At 43.7% G+C, this 24,256-nt stretch carries 23 protein-coding genes and 1 pseudogene; 13 read left to right on the top strand and 11 right to left on the bottom strand.

Translation table 11 applies throughout. From position 1 onward, the window contains the following. Positions 1-112 precede the first annotated feature (112 nt). A complete protein-coding gene (locus tag sps_RS13995; RefSeq protein ID WP_077751464.1) occupies positions 113-1,321 on the top strand; it encodes an IS256 family transposase in 1,209 nt (402 codons plus the stop codon). Positions 1,322-2,005: 684 nt separating this feature from the next. Next, positions 2,006-2,287 carry an EF-hand domain-containing protein gene (locus sps_RS13990; protein ID WP_077753094.1) on the top strand — a complete coding sequence of 94 codons (282 nt, stop codon included), beginning with the start codon at positions 2,006-2,008 and terminating at the stop codon, positions 2,285-2,287. 458 nt (positions 2,288-2,745) lie between these two features. Here the strand turns inward: sps_RS13990 and sps_RS13985 are convergent, their stop codons facing one another. Beyond that, entirely contained in the window at positions 2,746-3,774 is a 1,029-nt protein-coding gene (locus sps_RS13985; RefSeq protein WP_077753093.1) for a transposase, read from the bottom strand. 33 nt (positions 3,775-3,807) lie between these two features. Here sps_RS13985 and sps_RS28140 point away from each other — a divergent pair. After that, positions 3,808-4,110, top strand: a pseudogene (locus sps_RS28140) (transposase); the annotation flags it as partial. Positions 4,111-4,376: 266 nt separating this feature from the next. Here sps_RS28140 and sps_RS13975 read toward each other — a convergent pair. Next, complete coding sequence (locus sps_RS13975) at positions 4,377-5,003, bottom strand: HD domain-containing protein (protein ID WP_077753091.1); 627 nt, start codon at positions 5,001-5,003, stop codon at positions 4,377-4,379. 124 nt (positions 5,004-5,127) lie between these two features. Beyond that, the gene (locus sps_RS13970; protein WP_077753090.1) at positions 5,128-5,529 is read right to left on the bottom strand and encodes a hypothetical protein; all 402 of its coding nucleotides are present in this window, start codon (positions 5,527-5,529) and stop codon (positions 5,128-5,130) included. 599 nt (positions 5,530-6,128) lie between these two features. On the opposite strand from sps_RS13970, the gene ltrA reads away from it, so the two are divergent. After that, positions 6,129-7,475 carry a group II intron reverse transcriptase/maturase gene (ltrA, locus tag sps_RS13960; protein ID WP_077753088.1) on the top strand — a complete coding sequence of 449 codons (1,347 nt, stop codon included), beginning with the start codon at positions 6,129-6,131 and terminating at the stop codon, positions 7,473-7,475. Positions 7,476-8,011: 536 nt separating this feature from the next. Here the strand turns inward: ltrA and sps_RS13955 are convergent. Further along, a complete protein-coding gene (locus sps_RS13955; protein WP_077753087.1) occupies positions 8,012-8,431 on the bottom strand; it encodes a GNAT family N-acetyltransferase in 420 nt (139 codons plus the stop codon). Between the two features lie 480 nt (positions 8,432-8,911). Between sps_RS13955 and sps_RS28500 the strand changes: the two genes are divergently transcribed. Continuing rightward, positions 8,912-9,088: a hypothetical protein gene (locus tag sps_RS28500; protein ID WP_169915767.1), complete on the top strand. Its 177-nt coding sequence runs from the start codon at positions 8,912-8,914 to the stop codon at positions 9,086-9,088. Positions 9,089-9,163: 75 nt separating this feature from the next. Here sps_RS28500 and sps_RS13950 read toward each other — a convergent pair whose 3' ends face one another. From sps_RS13950 to sps_RS13935, 4 genes are all read right to left on the bottom strand, one after another. Next, positions 9,164-9,928: an RNA pseudouridine synthase gene (locus sps_RS13950; RefSeq protein ID WP_077753086.1), complete on the bottom strand. Its 765-nt coding sequence runs from the start codon at positions 9,926-9,928 to the stop codon at positions 9,164-9,166. 104 nt (positions 9,929-10,032) lie between these two features. Next, the gene (locus sps_RS13945) at positions 10,033-10,740 is read right to left on the bottom strand and encodes a DUF998 domain-containing protein (RefSeq protein ID WP_169915765.1); all 708 of its coding nucleotides are present in this window, start codon (positions 10,738-10,740) and stop codon (positions 10,033-10,035) included. A gap of 241 nt (positions 10,741-10,981) precedes the next feature. Continuing rightward, positions 10,982-12,343, bottom strand: coding sequence for a Na+/H+ antiporter NhaC family protein (locus sps_RS13940; RefSeq protein ID WP_077753085.1), 1,362 nt, complete (start codon positions 12,341-12,343; stop codon positions 10,982-10,984). A 456-nt stretch (positions 12,344-12,799) separates the two neighbouring features. Next, complete coding sequence (locus tag sps_RS13935) at positions 12,800-13,132, bottom strand: hypothetical protein (RefSeq protein ID WP_077753084.1); 333 nt, start codon at positions 13,130-13,132, stop codon at positions 12,800-12,802. Between the two features lie 237 nt (positions 13,133-13,369). Here sps_RS13935 and sps_RS13930 point away from each other — a divergent pair, with 237 nt between their 5' ends. Next, positions 13,370-13,894: a DUF3087 domain-containing protein gene (locus tag sps_RS13930; RefSeq protein ID WP_077753083.1), complete on the top strand. Its 525-nt coding sequence runs from the start codon at positions 13,370-13,372 to the stop codon at positions 13,892-13,894. A 205-nt stretch (positions 13,895-14,099) separates the two neighbouring features. Then, a complete protein-coding gene (locus sps_RS13925; protein WP_077753082.1) occupies positions 14,100-14,915 on the top strand; it encodes a substrate-binding periplasmic protein in 816 nt (271 codons plus the stop codon). 78 nt (positions 14,916-14,993) lie between these two features. On the opposite strand, the gene sps_RS13920 is transcribed toward sps_RS13925, so the two are convergent. From sps_RS13920 to sps_RS13910, 3 genes are all read right to left on the bottom strand, one after another. Beyond that, the gene (locus tag sps_RS13920) at positions 14,994-15,263 is read right to left on the bottom strand and encodes a ribbon-helix-helix domain-containing protein (protein WP_077753081.1); all 270 of its coding nucleotides are present in this window, start codon (positions 15,261-15,263) and stop codon (positions 14,994-14,996) included. 149 nt (positions 15,264-15,412) lie between these two features. Then, positions 15,413-15,700 carry a putative quinol monooxygenase gene (locus tag sps_RS13915; protein WP_077753080.1) on the bottom strand — a complete coding sequence of 96 codons (288 nt, stop codon included), beginning with the start codon at positions 15,698-15,700 and terminating at the stop codon, positions 15,413-15,415. 379 nt (positions 15,701-16,079) lie between these two features. Continuing rightward, on the bottom strand, positions 16,080-17,015 hold the full coding sequence (locus sps_RS13910; RefSeq protein WP_077753079.1) for a LysR family transcriptional regulator: 936 nt from the start codon (positions 17,013-17,015) through the stop codon (positions 16,080-16,082). Positions 17,016-17,210: 195 nt separating this feature from the next. On the opposite strand from sps_RS13910, the gene sps_RS13905 reads away from it, so the two are divergent. From sps_RS13905 to sps_RS13880, 6 genes are all read left to right on the top strand, one after another. Further along, complete coding sequence (locus sps_RS13905) at positions 17,211-18,695, top strand: NAD-dependent succinate-semialdehyde dehydrogenase (RefSeq protein ID WP_077753078.1); 1,485 nt, start codon at positions 17,211-17,213, stop codon at positions 18,693-18,695. Between the two features lie 91 nt (positions 18,696-18,786). Continuing rightward, a complete protein-coding gene (gene gabT / locus sps_RS13900; protein ID WP_077753077.1) occupies positions 18,787-20,067 on the top strand; it encodes a 4-aminobutyrate--2-oxoglutarate transaminase in 1,281 nt (426 codons plus the stop codon). A gap of 257 nt (positions 20,068-20,324) precedes the next feature. Further along, on the top strand, positions 20,325-20,894 hold the full coding sequence (locus sps_RS13895; protein WP_237157838.1) for a GNAT family N-acetyltransferase: 570 nt from the start codon (positions 20,325-20,327) through the stop codon (positions 20,892-20,894). Positions 20,895-21,003: 109 nt separating this feature from the next. Then, complete coding sequence (locus sps_RS13890; RefSeq protein ID WP_077753076.1) at positions 21,004-21,501, top strand: GNAT family N-acetyltransferase; 498 nt, start codon at positions 21,004-21,006, stop codon at positions 21,499-21,501. Positions 21,502-21,635: 134 nt separating this feature from the next. After that, positions 21,636-22,424 (top strand): prolipoprotein diacylglyceryl transferase, encoded by a 789-nt coding sequence (lgt, locus tag sps_RS13885; RefSeq protein WP_077753075.1) that lies wholly within the window; start codon positions 21,636-21,638, stop codon positions 22,422-22,424. A 402-nt stretch (positions 22,425-22,826) separates the two neighbouring features. Then, positions 22,827-24,050 carry a potassium/proton antiporter gene (locus tag sps_RS13880; protein ID WP_077753074.1) on the top strand — a complete coding sequence of 408 codons (1,224 nt, stop codon included), beginning with the start codon at positions 22,827-22,829 and terminating at the stop codon, positions 24,048-24,050. Positions 24,051-24,256 lie beyond the last annotated feature (206 nt).

The raw sequence follows: 24,256 nt of genomic DNA, 5'->3' as shown, positions 1-24,256 counted from the left end.
TAAGCTAAGGGCTATGAGTTTCGAGTTAAAGTCGAATTTAAACGAGCCTGTAAATAATTTTGTGTAACTACCTTTCAATCAGTACCCTATGTGGGTCAATGGAAGGTAGAGTATGAATAAAAAAGAACTAGAAGCATTCGCTAAACAAGCCGCTAAAGGCATTAAAACCGAAGCCGATTTAAATGACTTCAGGGCTATGTTAACCAAAGTCACTGTTGAGGCCGCATTAAATGCTGAACTCGATTATCACTTAGGCTATCAAAAAAACGAGAAGGTCGCGGCTGGTAATAACCGCAATGGCTACTCCCACAAACAAATAAAGACCGAAGATGGATGCTTCGAGTTAGACACTCCCCGTGACCGAAATGGTAGCTTTGAGCCTGAGATTGTTAAAAAGAACCAAAGCCGCTTCACCTCGATGGATGACAAAATTTTACATCTTTATGCGAAAGGAATGACGACACGAGATATTGTCGATACCTTTGATGAGATGTATGGCGCAGAGATATCACCAACGCTAATTTCTCGCGTCACTAACTCAGTCCTTGAGCGTGTCGTCGAATGGCAATCTCGTCCGCTAGAACCCGTGTATCCTATCGTTTACCTTGACTGTATTGTGGTTAAAATCAGGGAGAACAGTAAGGTCATCAACAAAGCTATTTTCCTCGCGCTTGGCGTTAACCTCGAAGGCCATAAAGAGTTACTTGGCATGTGGATAGCAGAGAACGAGGGCGCTAAGTTTTGGTTAAATGTACTGACAGAGCTTCAAAATCGTGGACTCAAAGATATCCTCATCGCCTGCATTGACGGTCTAAAAGGTTTTCCTGATGCCATAAATACCGTGTTCCCAAACACTCAAATCCAGCTCTGCATCGTCCATATGGTTCGAAACTCGATGAAGTTTGTGCCGTACAAAGATTACAAGGCGGTGACAGCTGATTTAAAGAGGATTTACCAGTCAGTGACCGAAGAGGAAGCGTTGCTTAATTTGGAACGTTTTGGCGAGCAATGGGACGCTAAATATCCTAGTATCTCAGCATCCTGGCACAGGCACTGGACTAATCTTAATACGCTATTTAATTACCCTCAAGACATCCGGAAAGCCATCTATACAACTAATGCTATCGAGTCATTAAACAGTGTGATTAGGAAAGCAATCAAGAATCGTAAGCTCTTCCCAAATGATGACTCAGCGAAGAAAGTCGTTTACTTGGCGATTATGCAAGCTTCGAAGAAGTGGACCATGCCGATAAGAAACTGGAAACCAGCACTCAATCGTTTTATTATTGAATTTGAAGATCGAATAGCAGACTATATATAATTTAGGTAGTTACACAGAATCTGCTACAGGGTCATTTAAACGGGCACTTTTGTGCCCGTTTTTTATTTGTCAGATAACAAACTTCTGAAATATCTAGTGTGGGTTCATTGGGCTTAGCTGGTGTTTGGTTAGTTTTAGGTAAGCCTAACTTCGTTGATATCTATCACCTGTCGTGGGTGTTGTATATGGATATACAAATGTCGCGAAGGCATGGATGCCTAAAATCGACCTTAAGTGCGAACACTTCTGTGACGCGCCGCAAGTACATCTGACCTCCACGGAGGGAGGAAATACCAAATTTTGTATGGAATAAAATTGGCCCTGTGGACTCTACGACATCAAACAACCTCCATGTTTAAGAGCCAGTTCGATATCCCTATCTCTCGCTCGGATAGTTTCACCCTGTGAAACCTCGCCCTGATGTCGAAGGTCACAGCCGTGTTCACACCTGTTATGGTTTCGAGAAAGTTATCTCTGATTTGAATCTTACTATTCGATTCTTACGGGCAATGCGCTGCTATGTTGAACAAGGGAAGTTGTTTCTAATCAGCTGGCAAAAATTGGTGCGCTAGACTTCACTTCACTTGAAAAGTTTACTTAACATTACTCAGGCTTTGCTCTTATTTACATGGAAACGGTTAATATTTCGTGACCTAAAACTACTCATATCAAATAGAAGCAACAATGACACATTTTCATCAAGTTACGGCGTTAACTTTATGCATGCTGCTAGCCAGTGGCTGTGCTAATAACGAGAACTCTAAAGGTGGAGGGTCACTGCATACATTTGATTTTGAAAAACTAGATATAGATGGTGATGGAAATATATCTAAGCAAGAGTTTTTAGATTTAGTATTCTACTCACGATCTCCTGAACAACGATTTAGCCAGCTAGATAGGGACTCTGACGGCTACTTAAGTCAGAGTGAGCTCAACTCAATAAGTCTGCGACGGCGACAAGGATAATTAATACCAGCATGGTGCGATACTTGCCGGCTAGCAAGTTTCAAATAGATGTTTTGGGAATCATTGGTCATGCTTGGTATTTGGCAGTATTCTGGTCACCAATACAATATTGTTATCAAACGTTTGCCCGGCGAGGGATGCGTACTATTACTTTGAGAAGGTTCTGTGACGCGGCGCGCTATCTATTAAAGGAATGGGTCCCTATAGCCTCTGCGACAACATCTGACCACCATGGACTAAAATATATGGAACATTTTAGTCCATGGTGCCGAAGCTCGCAGCCACGTTCACACCTGATTATTTATCTCTTCGAACTAGAGTTTTTTGGTCATAACTCACTTTTGACATAAACGTGCTAGAGCATCGAGTCTAATTAAAATGACATTGATTAGAAAAGTATCTTGGTTTATTTGAACCCCCTAATTATCTCCAAGCCTTTGTCGATGATTTATATACGACTAAGGCGAGGGGTGAAGTGCATCGCTACTGGTCTTACCTTTGCTCCATTGACCACAGTGATGCTGTTTTTTGAAGGCACACATAGTATCCCAACGACCACTAATACCACTGTATTGGCGGCGAAACTCTTTTGCTGAGGTTATCCAGGCATCGGATGAGATACCAAGTTCATCAAGTAATTTAGGACGACTTGAGTCGATGAAACCTTTTTTGTCTGGCCTAATGGCTCTGCCAGTCCAATCGATAAGTTGTAAATAATCACAAAAATGAAATGGGACGCCTGATTGAGTCGCTAAATGAGCTGCACCATCAAATTGGGCAAGGGGTTTGAGTCGCTCACTCGAGGTTAGTTCTGATTCATCATTTGGTTTAGTGTCTTTATCAGGTGTATTTAGCTCGTTAATGCGCTCCTGAATAGACGTATAATCAGAAGCTTGAAGTGTGTTAGCAATCCCTGCTCTAATAGGGTTTAAATCAACATACATCATGCAGGCTAATAGTGCTTGTTCATCAAGTAGAGCTTGTGACTTAAAGCGCCCCTCCCAGAAAGCCCCTTTACATCCATCCTCACGATTGGCTCTACGCGCTATCTCTTCATTGAGGCACCTCATAAACCAAGATATGCTGGATAGACGTTCGTGCCACTCAGCCAATAACCCATCAAGTAGTAAACGCTCCCCCTCGATTAAGGTCTCTCCATTCATAAATTTAGTCGCTACATCATGCCCTTTTGTCACCTTACACCATCGACTAATAACCTCACGGTTACTCAATGACTTGGCTTTGTCGGTATCGATTTTAAGGACTAAATGATAGTGATTATTCATCACCGCATAGGCACAAACATCAATACAAAAAATAGCAGATAGAGCCTTAACTTTATCGACAATCCAGCCGGGTCTATGCTCGTAGCTTTTACCTGTGAGTTTATCCTCTCCGCACAAAAAAGCCCTTCTAACACAACGATTTATTATGTGGTAAAACGGAGTCGATTCTGCATCGATAAGGATTCTTCGAGCTGAAGTCATAATCGTTATCCTGAACAAAACTACGTCTTCTTCTTACCAGCGGCTAAGTTTCTGTACTTGGTATTACAACATGTGTTGCCAAGGGGGTTGCGGCGAGTTCGAGACTACGGGTTACTCAGAGGAAGTGCTGCCAAGCTGCGGCAACGCATACGCTTGATGCTGGCTGTTGCAGGAACGGTATTTGAGCCGCTCGAAAAAGCCACCAAAACCAAAGCCATACGACCTTGCCCCTGCTGCAAACAGCCGATGAAATTTATGGGAGTACATGGGAATAAGCATGCACGACCGACAAGCTTTATCATGCAGAAAACAAGGGAACCTAACGCCACTGTTTAAGTGGAAGACAGATAAAGTTAAGGCTTAAGGTACAGAGCAAGTCAAACACCAATAGGTATTAAGGTATTGATATTACGAAGCAATTTATTAGATGGATATGCTAATGGATCGCTATGGCTGACAAAAAGCGTACCTGCTCAACACACACCCAAAAAAGCATAAGTTCTCACGCAGCTATTTACTATATAAAGGTATCACTCGGACTTGTTCAACACTTGGGATAAGGACGCGGCTTCGCGCGGCCTATCCTTATTTGTTAGCTGTATTTACACCTCGGTTTCTAGCTGTCGTAAATATTTTTTCATAAAATTAATTCGATTTTGTGCTTCAGTTTGAGCTGATACAGTATTCATAGCATCGGCTAACCTTAGTAATTTTACGTAAAAATGGTCAATTGAAAATTTACGGTCATCAGGTGACCGTTGACTACAAAAGGGATCGTCATTGCTATAAAGCTTTACCCCTAGCGTAGTACCAACTTGCAAGCACCTTGCGATGCCGATTGCTCCTATTGCATCTAACCTATCAGCATCCTGAACTATTTGGGCTTCTATTGTCTCAGGCTTAATATCTGCACTAAAGCTATGAGCAACAATTGCATGATGAATTCCTTCTAAGTATTCACTTGGATAGCCAATAGATGTTAGGAAATTGATAGCTTTATCGGCAGCGACCATTGAGCTTGTCGACCTATCAGGGTGATTTTTGGGAAAGAAAAAACAATCATGAAGATATGCAGCTGGCAAAACTATTTCAAGCATAGCAGTTTCGCTACTGCACAAGCTCTTTGCTGTTTTAACAACTCGTAATACATGATTAATATCATGAGCTTGGTCTTGAGTCATTTCAGCTTGAATAAATGCCAAAACCTCATTTTCATACTTTTCTATCACTTGTGATTATTTCTCCGAATCTGATAGGCTGCTAACGCCCCTCTAATAAGTGAGCCATGTGCTGGCGGGCGATTTGCTCAGCAAATGGCATGACAGCCTTGGTGAATCTTAATTCAGAGGCTTGTTAGGTTTCAACTTTTCGCCAATGCGACACTTGGTAAATTAGATACGCAGACAAGCCAAGGCTTAAAAGATGAAGGGGCACTCCTAAGAGGTTTACAGAGCCATGTAGCAACAGGATAATCACACCACAAACGAAGCCTCCAATAGCTAAACCAGCCCCGACAACCCCAAGTGCAAAGCCTGTAACCAAACCTCCTAAGGGCATTGTTCCAATATAGTCGGAAACTTTATGCAGCCGAAATACCATCCCTATTACGAAGCCAACTATGACCGCCTTAATTGGTTTCATTAATTCAACATTGAAAACTACAGCAACCTCCTCCAACTCCGTCTGCGGCAATAAGGCAAACATCAGGCAAATAGGAACCAGCCATAATGAATAAAGGTAGTGTTTGATAGTCATAGTAAACCTAACGCCCAAAGCACAGGCGCGAACGCAGTGAGCGTCCAGCCCGCTCTTTTTGCGGGCGGTTGTGACTTTGCTTGTGTACGCCCAGCATGGGCATGAACTAATGAGGTGAAAGTCCTCTGTAGGAAGGTCACCGTTAAATAACGTGCTGTTATTAAACGTTAACTACTAGCGAATGGCAAGGGCTTAGCCGCGAGGCTTGGTCTGAAGGAAGCCGCTAGCAAATTTGCGAGCTGATGAACAAGAACATCATATGAGGCGTAGGCTAGAGGTGAGTTGGCACAAGACGACGAAACCACGTGATCTAATGGCCACCGTAAATGATGCAGCAGTGCAAAGAAAGTTCATGTTCTTATCTGGGGAGATCTGCTTAACACGCGATCGGTCATTAACCAGTCAGGCTCTGGTCTACAAGTGCCTTGGCTTTTCAGTGTCATCGACTGAAAAGAGCGAACCAGATGAAAACCGATAGCGCATGACGGGGGAACTCGGTATGTGATTAAACAGAAGTCAGCAGACGGCATAGTAGCCCAACGCCCATCGTAATGGTTGGGATATGGTGAAGGCCTGAACATTTAGAAGAAGGAGGAGTCTTGTCAAACTTGTCGATACCCACTACGTCGTCAGACGATTACTATCAGCAGCGTATTGAGATGCAACCGTCCTTCGACAGCGATCTATTTCATCAATTACTCGAACCAGAGAACCTCCACCGAGCTTGGCGGCAAGTTAGAGCCAATAAGGGCGCGGCTGGCATCGATGGTATGACCATCGAAGCTTTCCCGCTCTGGATGCAACAAGGCGGCTGGCAACGATGTAAAACTCAATTAGAACTAGGTGAGTTTCAACCCTCAGCGGTCAGGCGCGTAGAGATCGACAAACCCGATGGCGGTAAACGCAAATTGGGGATCCCAAATGTCATTGACCGTGTCATACAGCAAGCGATTGCACAAATACTCACGCCACTGTTTGATCCATTTTTCTCGGCTAATAGTTTTGGCTTTAGGCCGAACAGAAATGCCAAACAAGCGGTACTGCAAGTCAGGGATATCATCAAGCTGAAACGCAAATTTTCCGTCGATGTTGATCTGTCTAAGTTCTTTGATCGAGTTAATCATGATCTCTTGATGACTCAGCTAAAGAACAAGGTTCAGGATAAGCGTCTGCTGGCGCTTATTGGTAAATACCTTCGTGCAGGTGTGATGGTCAACGACCAATTTGAGGCAAGCTTTGAAGGGGTACCTCAAGGCGGTCCACTCTCGCCATTACTATCTAACATAATGTTGGATAGTCTGGATAAAGAGCTGGAAAGCCGAGGGCATCAATTCGCCCGCTATGCGGACGATTTTATCATCTTGGTTAAATCCATTCGAGCGGATGAACGGGTACTAAAGAGCATTACTCGCTACCTTGCCACTAAGCTAAAACTGGTTGTTAATGAACAGAAAAGCCAAGTGGTTAAGGTAGGTCAAAGCAAGTTCCTAGGGTTTACATTTAACCGAGGGAAGATCCAGTGGCACGCTAAAACGCTGCATATTTTCAAACAAAAGATGAGACGACTGACGAACCGAAATTGGGGCGTGAGTATGGGTTATCAGCTGTTTAAAGTGCGGCAATACATGCAAGGCTGGATCAACTACTTTGGCATCGCTAACGCTTACCAAGGGTGTGTCGACTTAGACCATTGGATCCGCCGTCGCGTACGTATGTGCTACTGGCGCCAGTGGCGAAAACCACGAACTAAGGTGCAAAACTTACTTAAACGTGGCGTCAGGATCCAAGCTGCTGTTGCATGTGGGATCACAAGTAAAGGCCCATGGCGAAGTTCGAAAACACCAGGGATACAGCAAGCATTGAGTAATGATTATCTTAAGAGAGCAGGACTATATTCACTGAGAGAAGGATGGATCGCATTTCATTATCCTAACCAGAGAGTTTAGGTTAGGCGTTCTAAATGAACCGCCCTGTGCGGAGCCGCATGCAGGGTGGTGTGGGGGCTGGAGGCTAGACACCTCCGGCTACCCGATTAGTTGTGTTTGGCGGTAATAATTACCTAATGAAACACGATAACTAAAATAAGAAAGACTATCTAGTAACCTATTGAAAAACTTGGACTCAATTCAACTAAACAACACACACGTGATAAGGGTTTGAAAACTAGAAAACAGAATGGCGCCATTATAAAATAAGCGGAGCTAATGTAGCCGAGAGTTCTGATTAACTTACGAGTTAAACTTTGCACCAGACGACTATTAGCGACAGCATATTTAGGCGGAACGACCGAATTACAAGCTACAAGGCAACAACTTTGAAGGCTGCCAAACTCAAACCTTAGCCAGAAAAACTACGTAGAAAGAATTAACAACCACGATTTTAAAAACCAACTAACGCCCCAATAATGGGCAAATTACAGTTGGTTAAAATAAGCGACGCAGGAGCAAAAACCAACTGTTATTTGTCCTGATTAATTGGCTTGTTATATGCCCAGTTGCTTCTGTAAAAAATAACTAGTGTGACCTTTAGGCATATCAGGTAATTCGCCAAAAACTGAGTAACCAGCTTTGATGTAAAAATCTAGTGCTTGGAACGTAGTTGTTTCTAAGCGAATACTTGGAGTGTTTTGAGATAAAGCATATTCCTCCATGCAAGATAATAGCTTTGTTCCCCATCCATCTTTGCGAATACTTTCATCAATCCAAAGCCCCTGAATATGCATCCAGTTCCAGTTTATTTCACCTAGGATACCGCCAACAATAGCACCCGATTCATCTTTTACGAATGAAGATATTTTTTCTCTAAACACATTACCAGTATGCGATTCGTTAAACTCCGTCAAACCAGTTTTCAGGGCTTCAAATTCATTATCTTGAGGTGGGTGAGGATTAGTTAATTCCATAATTATGCTACGAACTCCGTTTGGGCATATAACCTTTGTATAGTGCGCATGCGCGTTTACCTCATTAGACCAGTAAAAACGCGCACGGATAATCATTTGTATTTAACATGAAATTTAGATAAAACCTCAATACACCTTCAGCGTAAACGAGCATGCGCGGTTTTCAAACCTATTATCTAAATTATCAACAACATAAGTGTCTGACATTACACATTAATCCCATATCTAACAAGTGTAAATGCGCACAGTTCACGCATTTTTCTCCTAGAATTCGACGAATAACCAATACGACTGTATAAAATGACAGCTAACCAGCATTGACTACACATGGCGAAAATCTGCTTTTTAAATTAAGGAAAAGCATGTGGAGGGAAGTGTGAGTTTTAGACTAACAATAATGCCAAACATAAGTTTTTCTATGGGAATCTAAATGCAGTAAATTTTTAATGACTCTGGGGGCTAACAAGTTTTGGGGCAAAAGTGAGTTACAAATTCAGGCATCGAGTTACCTATAAAACTTCAATCGAAGAGAGAAAACAACCCAGTGTAGATACGGCTGCGAGCTGCGGCAGCATGGATGCTGCCGCAGAGATTACAGGGACTGTACTCGCGGCGTCTCGCAGAAGTATCTGCATAAAAGCCCGCTGCAAGCGATAGATAACAATGAAACTAAAATTAATAAACACTCTTCCCAATACTAAAGCAGCTCAATGATCCCAATAAGAAATGTAATCAAGCTTCATTCGAAGGTCGGCAACTTTCTATGAGAAGGGAAAGCTCTGAACCAGAGAGCTGTCTCATCTCTCCTTCACCAAGCTTACCAAGCGCTAAGGTTTGGATACTCACCCGTTTAAGGTCTACAACCTTATAGCCCAAAGCTTGGCTCATGCGGCGGATTTGTCGGTTGAGCCCTTGGGTGAGTATTATTTCAAACTTGTTGTTAGCCAGGCGGCTCATCTTGCAGGGGAGGGTGGTGACATCGCGGTAGCTAACCCCTTGGGCCATTTTTATCAAGAAACTGTCATCGAAGTCGCGATCAACTTGCACATGATAGGTCTTGCTATGACCGAAATTCGGGTGCATTAACTGCTGGGTTAGCTCGCCATCGTTGGTGAGTATCAGCTGGCCACGGGAGTCTTTATCTAAGCGGCCAACAGGATAGAGCCTGGGGCTAGCTGGTAGCAGGTGTAGTAGTGAGCTGGGATCATCTATTAATAGCCGGCAATCTGTGCCGACAGACTTGTTGAGCATCCAGTACTGTTTAGACTCGATTCCCTGAATAAGTACACCGTCGAATTTGAGTGTCTCTTGGCTGTTAATGCCCGTTTTACTCTCCACTTTACTCTGAACTAGGGTGACCGTATCGATATGGTTGGCGAGGCGGTCATCTATGGTGATGCGCCCATCTCTGATAAAGCGGGTAGCGGCTCGGCGGGAGCAGAGTCCTGTCATGGCGAGGTATTTTGCCAAGCGGATTGGTGAGGTGTCTTGTGTCATACCAAGCTTAGTTATTTGAGAGTTATGCTTAATAGCCAGAGTTTACCGTTTGAGCTTCCCTGTGGCCAATACCTTAGCACTAAGCCCTGTATTATTTCGCGATATTACCAGTTAGATAATTGCTTTGCCGAATCTTGCTGGAATTGTTCTTTGGCTATTTTTCTGATGTTAAGCGCTAGTAACACACACCAGAGCATGGTGATGTTGGTTTGTAGCCACATATTTAGCGCTACCCAGCAGACGTCGCCTTCATTATGCAGACAAGGGGCGAAATCTAAGGTGTTCCAGTCTAGTTGATAGATGAGCCCTGTGGCACTGATAAAGCCAAAGATAGCCAATATAAACAGGGGTCTTGAGCAGATCTCTTTGTGAGTAAATCGAGTGGAGATGGTAAACAGGTGCAAGACGAAGGTCGCCAATAAAAAGCTGGTAGAAACTAGTCTATGTTCGTCTAAATAATTAATCGGAAACACGCCGATTAAGATGATGGATAGTCCGACCCAAGAGCCGGTAATCGATAGAAAGTGACTGAAATCGCCCAGCTTAAGCAGATACAGGCCATACATGGCGAGCAAGATGCATGAGCCTGCGATAATCAGTGACATGTTAAACACATAGGCTAAGGGGGAGTGGACATAATCTCCTAAGAAGTCGGATCGTCTGAAGAAGACTTGCATGCCAATATTTTGATATTCGGCCCAGACTGAAACTGAGATCCCTACCGATGTCACACAGGCACCGACTAAGATCATCAGTACCACTAATCTGTGCAGGTCGTAATGGGTTGAATGTGTTTTGAATTCGCCTTGCATCTGTCTTCAGCTTTTCTCAGTACGGAATACGGATTTTAAAAAGAAAAAGGAGTGCAGTAAACTGCACTCCTTTACTTGTATCGACGTAAAAAATTACGTCGAAATAGACTGTCCCTATCGGTTCGACTAAACCTGATTAATTGTCACTCTAGAGTCACTATTAAGTTTAGTCTAAGTGGGTATCAATTTGCCCTATTTAAGTTGCATCTGCAATACCACAATAGTCGTAGCGCCTGCCTGATTAGCTGGCTCGCTTGCGGAAGATGACAATTGAGATAGCCACTACAGCCAAGATCATGCAGTACCAGGCGTGAGTAACCACTTCTAGTGGTGAAATGCTAAAGGTCGATGCGATAAGCAGGGCCTGAGCGCCGTAGGGTATAAGTCCCTGAATGATACAGGAGAAGATATCCATGATGCTGGCTGCACGTTTTGGGGTTACGTCGTGCTTCTGTGCTAGCTCTTTAGCTATACCACCTGTTACCACGATTGATACCGTATTATTGGCGACACAGGTGTTAGTTGCAGCGACAATACCAGCCATACCTAACTCAGATGCACGAGTCGAAGCGCCACCTTTAGCTTTAGAGAATTTAGCGATTAACTTTTCAATCTGCTTGCTGACAAATGCCAGGCCGCCTTGCTGCTGCATCAGTGCCGCCAGACCACCCACTAACATAGAAAGGATAAAGATCTCCTGCATGTTGCCAAAGCCTGTGTAGATATCCTGACCAAATTGGATAACACCGTAATCCATAGTGAGCAAGCCTGTAATACCAGCGAGCAGGATGCCTATGGTCAGTACTACAAATACGTTCAGACCAGAGACGGCTAATACTAAGATGGTTAGGTAAGGAATGACTTTAACAAAGTCTATCTCCTGGGCGGCAACATCTGCCTGACCTTGACCGGCAAAGGTGAAGGCTATCAGGGTAATGATGGACGCTGGGATTGCGAAAATAAGGTTCTCTTTGAACTTATCTTTCATCTCACAACCTTGGGTGCGTGTCGCGGCTATGGTTGTGTCGGAGATGATAGAGAGGTTATCACCAAAAAGTGCACCAGAAATTACCGCGCCAGCCATCAGAGCTAGCTCTATTTGAGCTTCGTTTGCAACGCCTAACGCAATAGGCGCGACAGCTGCTATAGTACCCATAGAGGTACCCATGGCAGTAGCGATGAAGGCTGCGATGACGAAGAAGCCGGGCAAGAGCAAGTTAGATGGCACAAGTGACAAACCAAGAGCGACTGTGGCATCCACACCGCCAGTGGCTTTAGCTACGGCTGCAAAGGCACCAGCAAGCAAGTAAATCAAACACATGGCAATGATGTTTGCATGACCTATGCCGGCAATAAAAGTCTCTATGCTCTGGTTAAGTCTCTGCTTGGAGATGATCAAGGCAAAGATAATCGCAGGTAGTATGGCTACGACGCTGGGTAGCTGATAGAAAGCAAAATCAACGCCCTGGCTTTGGAAGTAAACACCCGCGCCGATAAACAGGCCGAGGAATAGAAATAAAGGTAGTAGGGCAACAAATGAGGCTCTTGGTGTATTGGCATTATTTGTTTGAGCGCTTGCTGAGGCATTGGTCGATGTGGTCAAAGTCTTCTCTCTTATCTTGTCACTTATTCTTAAACATTTAGTTTTAAGCTATTACTCGTAAACTGGAGGTAGTTCTACTTTATTTCGTCCAGTCTAGTCACGTAAAGGAACCATTAGTTCCCATGCCTCCTAGCTGGAACGTACCGTCTACTCCTGACTTGCTTATGAGTGAATTGTTAAGTTCAAAAGCGGTCGGTATCAACAGAATGGTCGATCTCAATAGTTGGCAGGATATGAGATAAACAGACGTCTGTCAATTTAGACGTCTAGATGTTTTTACTTCCATTTCGTTTTTTCTATCCTTATCACTATATCGGTTGCTATCTCACTGTTTGTTAGTGATTTTACAGTGTTGACTGTTTTTTATGCATTGGGACACTGTTGTTATCAAGTTGCAACTAAAAGGCAAACGTTTAGTTGTGGTTAAAGGCTTGCCTTCAGAGAGGGCTGAGGCGGCTATTCGCTCTCTAGTTGTGGTGATTCTGGTACAGTCTCTGACGTCTCGGTTATATGCTGGCATTGCCAACCCCAGATTTGCTGCTTTATGGCAAACTCATTGGCCTTAGCTTCACAGTAACCGGCTTGGTTTTCAGCGCGCCATAGAATTTGTGATGCATTATCTTTGTGATACTTGACCAAACAAGGGACTGCAGCAGTTGGGTTAGTGTAGATAACCTCAATCACTCTTTGTTGGTTATCCAGGCTACAGATATATTGATCGGTCTGTTTTGCGCTTAAAGAAAAGCTCAATAGAAGCGTGGAGAAGATGGCGAATATTCGATACTGCATATGTACTCCCAAATTATTTAATGTTTAAGAAAATTCATTATTCTTGTTTTACATCAGGTTAATAACGGCAATTTTCAGTACTAACTTGAGAGAGCGAACTCACTTGGCTGGCGTTTTGTAAAAAGAGCCGAAACTACAATATTTTATCCGAACTTTATCCGAAAAGAGTCAGTTCAAGCTATACAAGCCATGACAGGAAAATTAAAATGTTAATCTTGAAATTCAAAAGGTCAAAGCATGAAGTTACAAGAGATAGATAAAGTTGTATATCGTAAGCACCTAAATGTCGTCACAATCGCGCTGGTTGCCAGCCTCATCTTGCTATCCCTGGCTTTTGGGGCTGGGCTCATAGCCTTATTTGGTGAGGTCAAGGATGTGAGTGGCGAGGCTACTGGGAATTTTCATCTCAATCTACTGGGTGTTGTAATGGCTGCCATTATCTCTGTTGTGGTGCTTATGCAGGTCAAAGACAAACCTTATTTGGCTGAGGTCTATTATATATGGCAGCTTAAAGCGCTACATAACCGTGTTTATCGTCGGTTGAAGAAGGTTAAGGCTGCCGCTGCTGACCATGATATCGACGCCTTGGTTATATTAAGTTTCTATTATCAGAGTCAGAAGCTGGTCTATCAGCTGGATAACAATACGCTTACCCTGAGCAAGTTAGAGAAAGATATTAATGATCTTCAAACCGTTATTAGTGAACGTAATCTGACCATATCGGCTGAAGACTTTAACGCCGAATTACTCAACAAGTTTTAATCGGGAGCAATTTCTTCGATCTTTATATGGGCTTTAATCTAGCTTCTTTAATAGAAATGAGGGCACTGCATGACTTCTCTGATAGATATGGGGTCGCCCAAAGGCCCTTAACTGTATGTGATAGTAACAGGAGGAATTGGTCTAAACTTGTAGTTACTATTATAAACCTCACTGTGATCTGGCTTATTGCTGACTAAGGTGAATCATGAAGAAAACCATCATTGGCGTTATCATGGTAACCATACTGCTTGTGGGCAACCTCTTTGTCCTGCAAGTGAGAGCTGACCATGCTCTAGATATTGCCATCGTCGAATACCCCCCCTATGAGTTTACCCGCGTCGATTCCCAAGGTGAAGTTCACTTCGATGGTATGTCGGTGAAATTGGTTGAAGAGGTTTTTAGACGCATTAAGCAACCAATAGCCTTTCAGGTTCTGCCTTGGTCAAGGGCGCTTAAATTGTTAAAGGAAGGGAAGATTGACGGCTTGTTTGAAGTGCTTATCAGGCCAGAGCGACAAGTCTATGCTGATTATAGTCAGCAGGTATTGATGCAGGAGGTGGTAATGCTCTTCGTGACTGAAGACTCAGATATCGAGTTCAATGGGGAACTGGGAGCGCTGGGAGACTATCATTTTGGTATGAGGAAAGATTTTAGCTACGGGACTATTTTCGATAGTGCTGTGGAGACCAAGGTGATTAAACAGCTGAGTGTGGATGTCAAATCCTCTACCTTGTTACTTAAGTTGTGTACCGGAGATATAGATATTCTTATTGCCGAGAAAGATACCATTTTTTATGTCAATAATGAGATAAAAAAACTGCAAACTGATTCGCTGAAACGTTGTAAGAACATCAAGCGATTAACAAAAGAGGTGCAATCGACGCCGACTTATATGACCTTCTCTAAGAAGAGTCACCTTAGTCATGTAAGAGATCAATTTGACCTAACTTTACTGCAGATGAAGCAAGATGGCAGCTATCAAAAAATTATCGATGAATGGAAACTGGAAAATATAGAGTGAGTTTTTCATTAATGAAGGCTTTACTTGTAAGCTTTGTTTGTGGTGGTATTTTTTGCCTGGTCTAAGGGCAATAAGCTGCTAAACATTCTCCCTAGATAAAATATGCTGTACACAGGCCGATCTAAGCAAGGAAGTGAAATTTTTTACATCCCCGTGATGGTTAAGAGCTTCTATATATAGGCTAGCGATAAACTGATTTCTTTTTACACCTTGGCTTTCTGCAATCTGATCTAACAGATCCCAAAACAGCTTTTCCAATGAGATGCTGGTTACGTGCCCCTGGATTCTAATGGATTTCTGAATGGGCAAATAATGGCTGGTAGGGTTATCGAAAAATAGATTATCCATAGCTTTGATTCGCATGCATGATGTTATTTGATTGGTTTAATTTATTGAATTTTAAGGTATTGTATATCTTCATTATCTTTTTTACCATTAGGGATGTGTCCAATTACACTAACTTACGTAGGGATCACAACTTATGATTTCCTATCCGGTTATGCGTGCTGAGATAAGATGATAATTTCAGGTTCTTGAGCGATGAGTGCTGGCATCTCTTTTTTTAAACGTTTGAAGTGCCCAGTATTTTGATGTTTTTCGAATGCGGCATGGTCGACAAAACTCTTAATGAAGATGAAATGTCCCTGTTGCTCATTTTCTTGGTGAAGTTCATATTTGACGCAGCCCAGTTCATTTCGAGTCGGTTTAACTAAGCTCTTAAGGAGCTCAAGCAATGCCTGTTCTTTGCCACTTTGTGCCTTAAAGCGTGTCAATACATTGATCATGTTTGTGCCCATAGTCAAAAAGTTACTGCCGATAATGAAAGGGTGGCTAATGTAAGTGACTTGGCTGACTAAAGGGTAGCAAAGGGGTACTACATTTCAGTTATTTAGACTAAGTAACTTCTTTCTTTACAGTTCTTTGAGTCTGATGGCTTTGTAAATAAACACAATTTTACAGCTATGTTGGCTAGTGTATAAATCTATCAAAGGGGACGTTTTTCGAACAAAAAACTGATTTCCATAAGATAAAAACAGCCTCTCGTTTACTGTTGCGTCAAAAATATGACAAAATTTAACGATTTTTTAAGCCAGCTTTTTTCCATTTGATGAAGTAACGAACCATCGCTGGCTTATACAGATAGGATTTCATTCTATTTTAAGATTAGCCTTGCTCTTTGTTAAAAACTTCATTGAAAATTGTTTTCAGTAATTCAATTTTACTGGTCTCACGAGGGTTATGTTTAGACACTAGGGAGAGGTTAAATTGATAACTGGCACTGTCGCTGTGAATAATCTTCAGTTGTTTGGATTCGAGTTCCTGTTGAATGTAGCTCAGTGGTAGGTAACCTATATAGCAGCCAGATAAAATTAAGGTTTTACGTGTATCAAACTGATAGGCCTTAGCCGATAAATTTAACTGTTTTAATTGCTCCCTTCCATCGGCATCTATATCTATTCCCGGATGAATGGCTGGTGTTTGGGCTAACATATCAGCGCTGATTTCATTATCTTCAAGCAGGAAAAATGGATGTGAATGGCTACAGCATAGGTATATAGGCTCGTTGTAAATGGTTTGGTAATCCAGCCCTTCAACCTGCTGGTAGCTAGGCAATAATCCTATATGTGCCTTCTCTTTAAGCAGACATTTTTCTATATGTTTCAGAGCCTCATTGTCGAGAACAAGGTGCAATTGTGGCTGGGCCGTATGTATCTTTTTCACGACTTCCGCCAGCTTAAGCTGCATTCGTGTATCGAGCTGATCGGCGCACAGCATGATGAGCTCACCACTGAGTTCTTCGCCCAGGCTATTAACTAACCTTGAAAAATCATTAAGCGAGTCGAATAGTTCTATACAGGCATGGTAGACCGTTTGACCATCTTCTGTCAGCGCAAAGCCACCCCGTCCTCGGCTGCATAATTTGAGTTTCATGCGACTCTCGAGGTTAGACATATGCACGCTGATGGTTGAGCGGGTCACGCCGAGTTCGGCTTCTGATGCTGAGAAGCCGCCATTTTCAACTACAGTACGGAAAATTCTCAGCAGGCGTAGGTCATATTCGGTGACTGCTTTTGGGATGATGGAGCGCTTATTACTCATTTTATTCTTGATGTTTTTCAAATCGCCACCTAGTTAACCGCATATAGTTTTACATACTTAAAACATAAGGTTTATTGTTTTGTATTTAACCCGAGTTGATTTTGCTATTCAATAGCTATATTAATTTTAAATACCAGTTTCATCTCTGGAGAAGAAATTGGTGCCATCGTCAGATGAAAGCACACTGGAGTGATTATGCAACAAGTTAACGATTCAGGATTAGTGAAGCTCAGTTCTTACATTGATGGTCAGTGGACTGATGGTCAAAGCGGTAGTCAGTTAAGCGGTGATAGTGAGCGTTTCGATGTCATCAACCCTGCTAATGACCAAGTCGTGGCTCAAGTATATAACGCCGGAATAGCTGAGACGGAAGCTGCCGTTCTTGCCGCTAAAAAAGCCCTGCCTGCCTGGTCTAAAAAATCGGCCAATGAGCGCGCCGCTATTTTGCGTAACTGGTTTAACTTGATGATGCAGAGTCAGGATGACTTGGGACGTATCTTAACCTTAGAGCAGGGCAAGCCCTTAGCCGAAGCTAAAGGTGAGATTGCCTATGGTGCCGCCTTTATTGATTGGTTTGCCGAAGAGGGCAAGCGAGTCTATGGCGATACCATTCCGGCACCTGCAGGTGACAAACGTATCATAGTTATCAAGCAGCCGGTGGGCGTAGTGGCTTCGATCACACCGTGGAATTTCCCAAATGCCATGATAGCCCGTAAAGCGGCTGCCGCTCTGGCTGCGGGTTGTACTTTTGTGGTTCGTCCTTCACCTTCAACGCCTCTTTCTGCCTTGGCCATGGCCGAGCTTGCTGAGCGGGCAGGTGTTCCAGCTGGTGTGTTCAACGTGGTTGTAGGCTTGGACTCATCGGGTATGGGCAAGGTACTGACTCAGCATCCAGATGTGGCTAAATTCACCTTCACAGGCTCGACAGCGGTTGGCAAGATATTGATGACGCAAACGGCCACAACCGTTAAGAAGGTGTCGATGGAGCTCGGGGGCAACGCACCCTTTATCGTGTTCGATGATGCCGATATCGATGCCGCAGTCCAAGGCGCACTCGTGTCTAAATATCGTAATGCTGGCCAAACTTGTGTTTGTACCAATCGAATCTTAGTTCAGCAGGGCGTGGCTCAAGAGTTTACCGATAAATTTGCTACCGCTGTGGCAGGCCTGAAGATTGGCGATGGCTTAGCTGAAGGTGTCAACTTAGGCCCGATGATCACATCACAAGCGGTCGATGGCGTACATAAACTCGTGGAAGACACTGTGGCTGCGGGGGCAAAGGTCATTGCTGGGGGCAAGCGTAGCATTGCAGGTAAAAACTTCTATGAGCCGACAATTTTAACCGGGGTGACTAATGATATGCCCTTGGCTGCTAATGAGATTTTTGGACCTGTGACGCCGATTATCAGCTTCGATACCGAAGAGGAAGCTATCACTTTGGCTAACGATACCGAGTATGGCTTAGCGGCTTATTTCTATTCTCGTGATATTGGTCGGGTATGGCGTGTAGGTGAAGGGCTTGAATACGGCATGATAGGCATCAATGAAGGCATTATATCTAATGCTGCAGCACCTTTTGGTGGGGTTAAGCAATCGGGTAACGGCCGAGAAGGCTCTAAGTATGGTTTAGATGACTATATGGAAATCAAGTATCTGTGTATGGGTGGGATAGATAAGTAAGAGCTGAGATGACGCTGGGCTGGTGGAGCTAGGACGCAGTCCGTCATCTTATCTTTTCAGGCTTAGGATTGAATAAATTAGGACAATAACAATGACAAACAGTAGCTTACAAGAGAGAAAGGTTAAAGTTATCGCCCGTGGTCAAGGCAATGTCTATCCAGTGTATGTGGATAAAGCGGATAATGCCGAGCTTTGGGATGTGGACGGCAATCGTTATATCGATTTTGGTACTGGTATTGCCGTGTGTAATACCGGTCATAGCCATCCGAAAGTGGTCGCAGCAGTCAAGGAGCAGCTAGATAAGTTCAGCCATACCTGTGTGATGATCAATCCCTATGAATCAGCGGTTGAGTTAGCGGAAAAGCTGACCGAGATAGCACCTGGATCTAGTGAGAAAAAGGCCATTTTTGTGACTACTGGCGCAGAGGCGGTAGAGAATTGCGTCAAGATAGCCAGAGCGCATACTGGTCGCCGCGGCGTTATAGCCTTTAACGGTGGTTTCCATGGTCGAACAAATTTAACCATGGCGCTAACGGGAAAAATTAGTCCTTATAAGCATCTGTTTGGACCGTTTCCTGGTGATATTTTCCATGCACCGTTTCCAACTGCCTATCATGATGTGTCGATAAAAGACTCACTCAAGGCGATTGAAAATCTATTCAAGGTGGATATCGCACCAAGCGATGTGGCGGCAATTATCGTTGAGCCAGTTCAGGGCGAAGGTGGCTTTTATGCGGCACCAGCCGAGTTTTTGCAGGCGTTACGTGCTTTATGCGATCAACATGGGATCGTCTTGATTGCTGATGAAATTCAGACGGGCTTTGGCCGCACTGGTAAGATGTTCAGTTTCGATCATGGGGATGTTGAGCCTGACTTGATCACTATGGCTAAAGGTATTGCCGGTGGTTTTCCTATCGCTGCGGTTGTTGGCAAGAGTGAGATAATGGATGCGCCTCTACCTGGTGGCCTTGGCGGTACCTATGGCGGTTCTCCCGTTGGCTGTGTTGCTGCACTTGCGGTGCTCGAGGTGGTTGAAGAGGAAAATCTGGTTCAGCGCGCAGATCAGATAGGCCAAATCTTCAATGAGCAACTGAGTTTGCTGCAATCTAGATATCCAAACTTGATAGGTGAAGTACGTAATCAAGGGGCAATGATTGCCATCGAGCTGGTTATCGACGGTGACAATGAGCAGGCTAATACCGCCTTGACTCAAGCCATTATTGGCAAGGCGGCCGAGCATGGGCTTATCTTGCTTGCTTGTGGCTTCTACGGCAATGTTATTCGTTTCTTGCCCGCCTTGACCATATCTGATGAGTTAATCTATGAAGGTTTAGAAAAATTTAATCGGTTATTTAGTGTACTTGCTGACTAAATCGCAACCTTTAAAAGTACAGTGAGCCGAACTCAGTTTGGCTCACTGAGATCCATCTTTACTATCAGGTGACTCGAACCTGCTCCCCCCTGACATGTACCCTCGAGCTTTACTCGCCCATTAATATAGTTATCCAGCATTAGCAAGATACTGCATTCAGTTCTAGCAACGGATTTATACCGATTAGTTGGCTTATCTTTTGCTGAAGTAAGTCGCGAGCTATTAAGTCTGGGAAACGATTAACTAGGGGATATTGAGTGATTAAAGTTTGTTGTGATGTTCAAGGTATTGAAATTGTAGATATTACTTTTGATGTAAGTGATAGCGTCATTAAAAGTCAGCTAGTTCTCTTGCTCTGTGACTGTGTCGATAGTGGTGCATCGGTGGGCTTTCTTCGCCCATTTTCTCAGATAGAGTCACAAGAGTACTGGTGTGGAGTGCAAGCTGATATCAATAAGGGGGCTCGTTATCTATTGGTAGCGCGTTTGAGTGGCAAGTTGGTTGGCTCGGTGCAGCTTTCTGTATCAAATAAGGCCAATGGATTGCATAGAGCTGAGATAGAGAAGCTGATGGTACACACTCAAGCTAGAGGCCTGGGAGTCGCTAGACTTTTAATGCAAAGAGTAGAGGCTTTGGCTTTTTCCTTATCTCGCAGTCTATTAGTGCTCGATACCAAGAAAGGGGACATAGCCGAAGGCATGTACTCTAAGTTGGGTTATGTGAAAGTCGGTGAGATCCCTAGCTTCGCACTTAGCTCTTGTGGCGAGTTAGATGCTACTGTGCTCTTTTATAAAGAGTTGGTCTGTAAACCGCAGCCCTATAAGTAATGGATCTGCAAGGGTACAGATTGATAAAGTAAGGTATATAAAATAAGACTTAATATAAAAAGGTTGAGAAAGCTCAGTTTCATGCAGGTCAGAAGGAAGCGCATAGATAATGGCCCAGATTAGAGAGTTTGTTGAAGGAGATTTTGAGCAAGTGCAGAAGATTTATCTTCAAGGGATCAAAACCGGTAATGCGACGTTTGAGAAAAAGACTAAAAGTTGGCCTGAATGGGATGAGGCTATGCTCAAAGGATGTAGAATCGTCGCAGAGCGAAGTGGAGGACTCATCGGTTGGGCAGCCTTATCTAGTATCTCAAATAGAGCCGTGTATGCCGGAGTGGCAGAGGTGAGCATCTATATCAGCAGCTCGGCTAAAGGGTTAGGTGTTGGGACTAGTCTGCTGCTTGAGTTGATAAAGCTGTCCGAAGTCGCTGGATTTTGGTCTCTTCAGGCTGGTATTTTTCCCGAGAATGAAGCGAGTCTGCATATTCATAAGAAGTGTGGCTTTACCGTTTTAGGCACCAGAGATAGGTTAGGTAAGATGGATGGTATCTGGAGAGATGTGACACTATTGGAGCGTCGAAGCCAAGTCGAAGGTATCGAAGTTTAGCCATAAAGTTCCTACTTGGCTCAAATAGCCATGTGGATATCCTAAGAAAACTTGCCAAGTTACTAAGTTCAGCGTAAAACAGCCCAAAGAAGCTAAATCTCTCTACTCTTAAAAAGAAACTGGAAGGCTGAATTTTGGATCATTTTGTTTGGAACGTCGACCCCGTATTAATCTCCTTTATGGGGCTTAAAGTGCATTGGTATGGTGCCTTGTTCGCGACGGCTATCGCCTGTGGTTTTCAGGTGATGAAGCGCATCTATATCAAGGAAAAGCTGCCTGTCGAGTCGTTAGATAATCTGCTGATGTATTGTGTGATTGGCATTATCGTCGGTGCTCGTCTGGCTCACTGTATTTTCTATGACCCAGCCTATTACTTCAGTAACCCACTGAAGATTTTTGCTATATGGGAAGGAGGATTGGCCAGCCACGGCGGCGGTTTAGGCGCTATTCTTGCGCTCTATTATTACCGTCGTAAGATGGATATGCCTTTCTTGTTCTTGCTGGATAGATTAGCTATAGCCACTGCCATATTTGGTTTCTTTGTACGTATGGCCAATTTTATGAACTCAGAGATATTAGGCCTACCGAGCAATGTACCTTGGGCTATCGTCTTCGAGCGCGTCGATATGTTACCTCGTCATCCGGCTCAGCTTTATGAAGCCGTCGCCTACTTGCTGATCTTTATTGGTCTATGGGCGGTTTACAAATACACCGAAATGAAGCAGAAAGAAGGCGCTATCTTTGGCCTGTTCCTGGTTTTGGTGTTCAGTGCTCGTTTCGCTATAGAGTTCGTCAAGGTTAAGCAGGCTGCTTACGCCGAGGGGATGACCTTGAGTGCTGGTCAATGGTTGAGTGTGCCATTCCTCATCGTTGGCGTAGTACTGCTGGTGATGCCTTATTTGCATAAGAAAGTTAAGGCTTAACTCGAGACATTTGAGCTTATAGCGATTGGTATAGACTAACTAGGTGCTAGGGACATCATTCTCTGGCGCCTTTTTTTTAGCTTATACTTGTTTATTCTTTGGCAATAATCGCCTAAGACGATACATTATTGTTCGTTAATCTATTGGTTAACGTCTTAAAAACTGGTGATAAATAGTGTAGAATAGCCGTCTCAAAGTCACTGATCGGTGACAGGTTTCTCACTGCTTCTTAGTTCGCATTTTTAATAGAACGTTTAGTTAGCCTATACTCAGAATTTCACCCTTAACCCTTAACCCTTAACCCTTAACCCTTAACCCTCATAAACTTAAAACAGAATTAGACTGGTCTTGTTGTCGCCTGAATTCTCACTCTCATTTTTTACATAGAGGACTTGGACATATATGTCATACGAAATACTCCTATTGGGAATCGCCGTGTTGATCGCAATAGGCATCCTATTGCACCACCCCTCGAAAACCTTAGGGATCCCCTCTCTGTTGATTTTTATGGGAGTAGGGTTAGCGCTTGGCAATGGCGAGTTTAATTTCGTTTACGATAACTTGGCAGTGACTTCTATGGTGGGGGCCGTTGCGCTGAATATTATTGTATTTGTTGGTGGCATTAACACCTCAAATGAGAGCATCAAGTTAGCCTACAAAGAGGGCGGGGTACTTTCGACGCTCGGGGTCTTGTTTACGACGTTAATCTTAGCGGCTCTGTTATATCCGTTGACCGAGTGGAGCCTAGTTATCTGCTTGTTATTTGCGGCGATCGTTTCCTCCACTGATGCCGCCGCCGTGTTCTCAATTTTAGAATCTAAGAAGCTAAAGTTAAAAGAGAAGACTGATACTGTACTCGAATTTGAATCGGCGACTAATGATCCGGTAGCTCTGGTCATGGTGGTTATTTTAACCGGTATCGCCTTAGCTCCCGACAAGGCCATTTCAGGTTGGGAGATCGCTCAGACTCTGCTGATCCAGTTAGGCGCTGGGGTCATCATTGCCTATCTGGTAGGAAAGCTCGCCGTTTACCTGCTCAACACCATACATTTAGAAGAATATGGCTTAATACCTGTATTCGTGTTGGCGAGCTTTATCATAGCGGCCTACGGCAGCGATTTGGCTGGTGGTAACATCTTAATCGCCTCCTATGTGGTGGGTGTGGTGATAGGTAACGGCATTAAGCGGGGTAAAGAGGTCAATAAGCATTTTTTCAATAGCCTCTCTTGGCTGGCTCAGTCGCTGATGTTTATCATTTTAGGATTACAAATTTTCCCTCAGACTCTGTTTTCAGTGTTCTTTTTGTCGCTTATTCCTGCGGCCTTACTCATGTTTGTGGCTCGGCCCTTGGCAGTACAGCTCTGTTACTTGCCCTTTAGAGAGGCAAGTTGGCGTAAGCGTTTGTTCATTTCATCTATTGGCCTCAAGGGGGCTACACCCATAGTGTTTTCCTTGATCCCTGCCGCCGCAGGTGTGGAAGGCGCAATAGATCTTGTACATATGGTGTTCTTTATAGTGATGTTTTCGATACTGCTCCAGGGCGGCGCTATCGAGCCCTTGGCCAATAAGCTTAAGCTGAATAACAAAGCCAATTATGCCAAGGGGCAGTCAAAAGAAAATAAATAATTTTTAATCTCTTTTTAGCTTGTTCCAATGGAATGAGCTTGATAACCTGAGACTATGAAAACGATTTTCCTCAGTTACAATCCTCAACTATCTTGGTGGCGCTCTCTTCTTTAGAGCGGCACATTTCATCATGTTCATAAGCCGCCGGATGGTAGCTAATGGATCTCAGTCATAGTGTCTCCGGTGGTATTAATCAGGAGTCAATT

The sequence above is a fragment of the Shewanella psychrophila genome, assembly GCF_002005305.1.
Taxonomy (GTDB): domain Bacteria; phylum Pseudomonadota; class Gammaproteobacteria; order Enterobacterales; family Shewanellaceae; genus Shewanella; species Shewanella psychrophila.
Note: the sequence above shows the minus strand (reverse complement) of the source record. Positions and strands in the feature narration are given on the sequence as shown.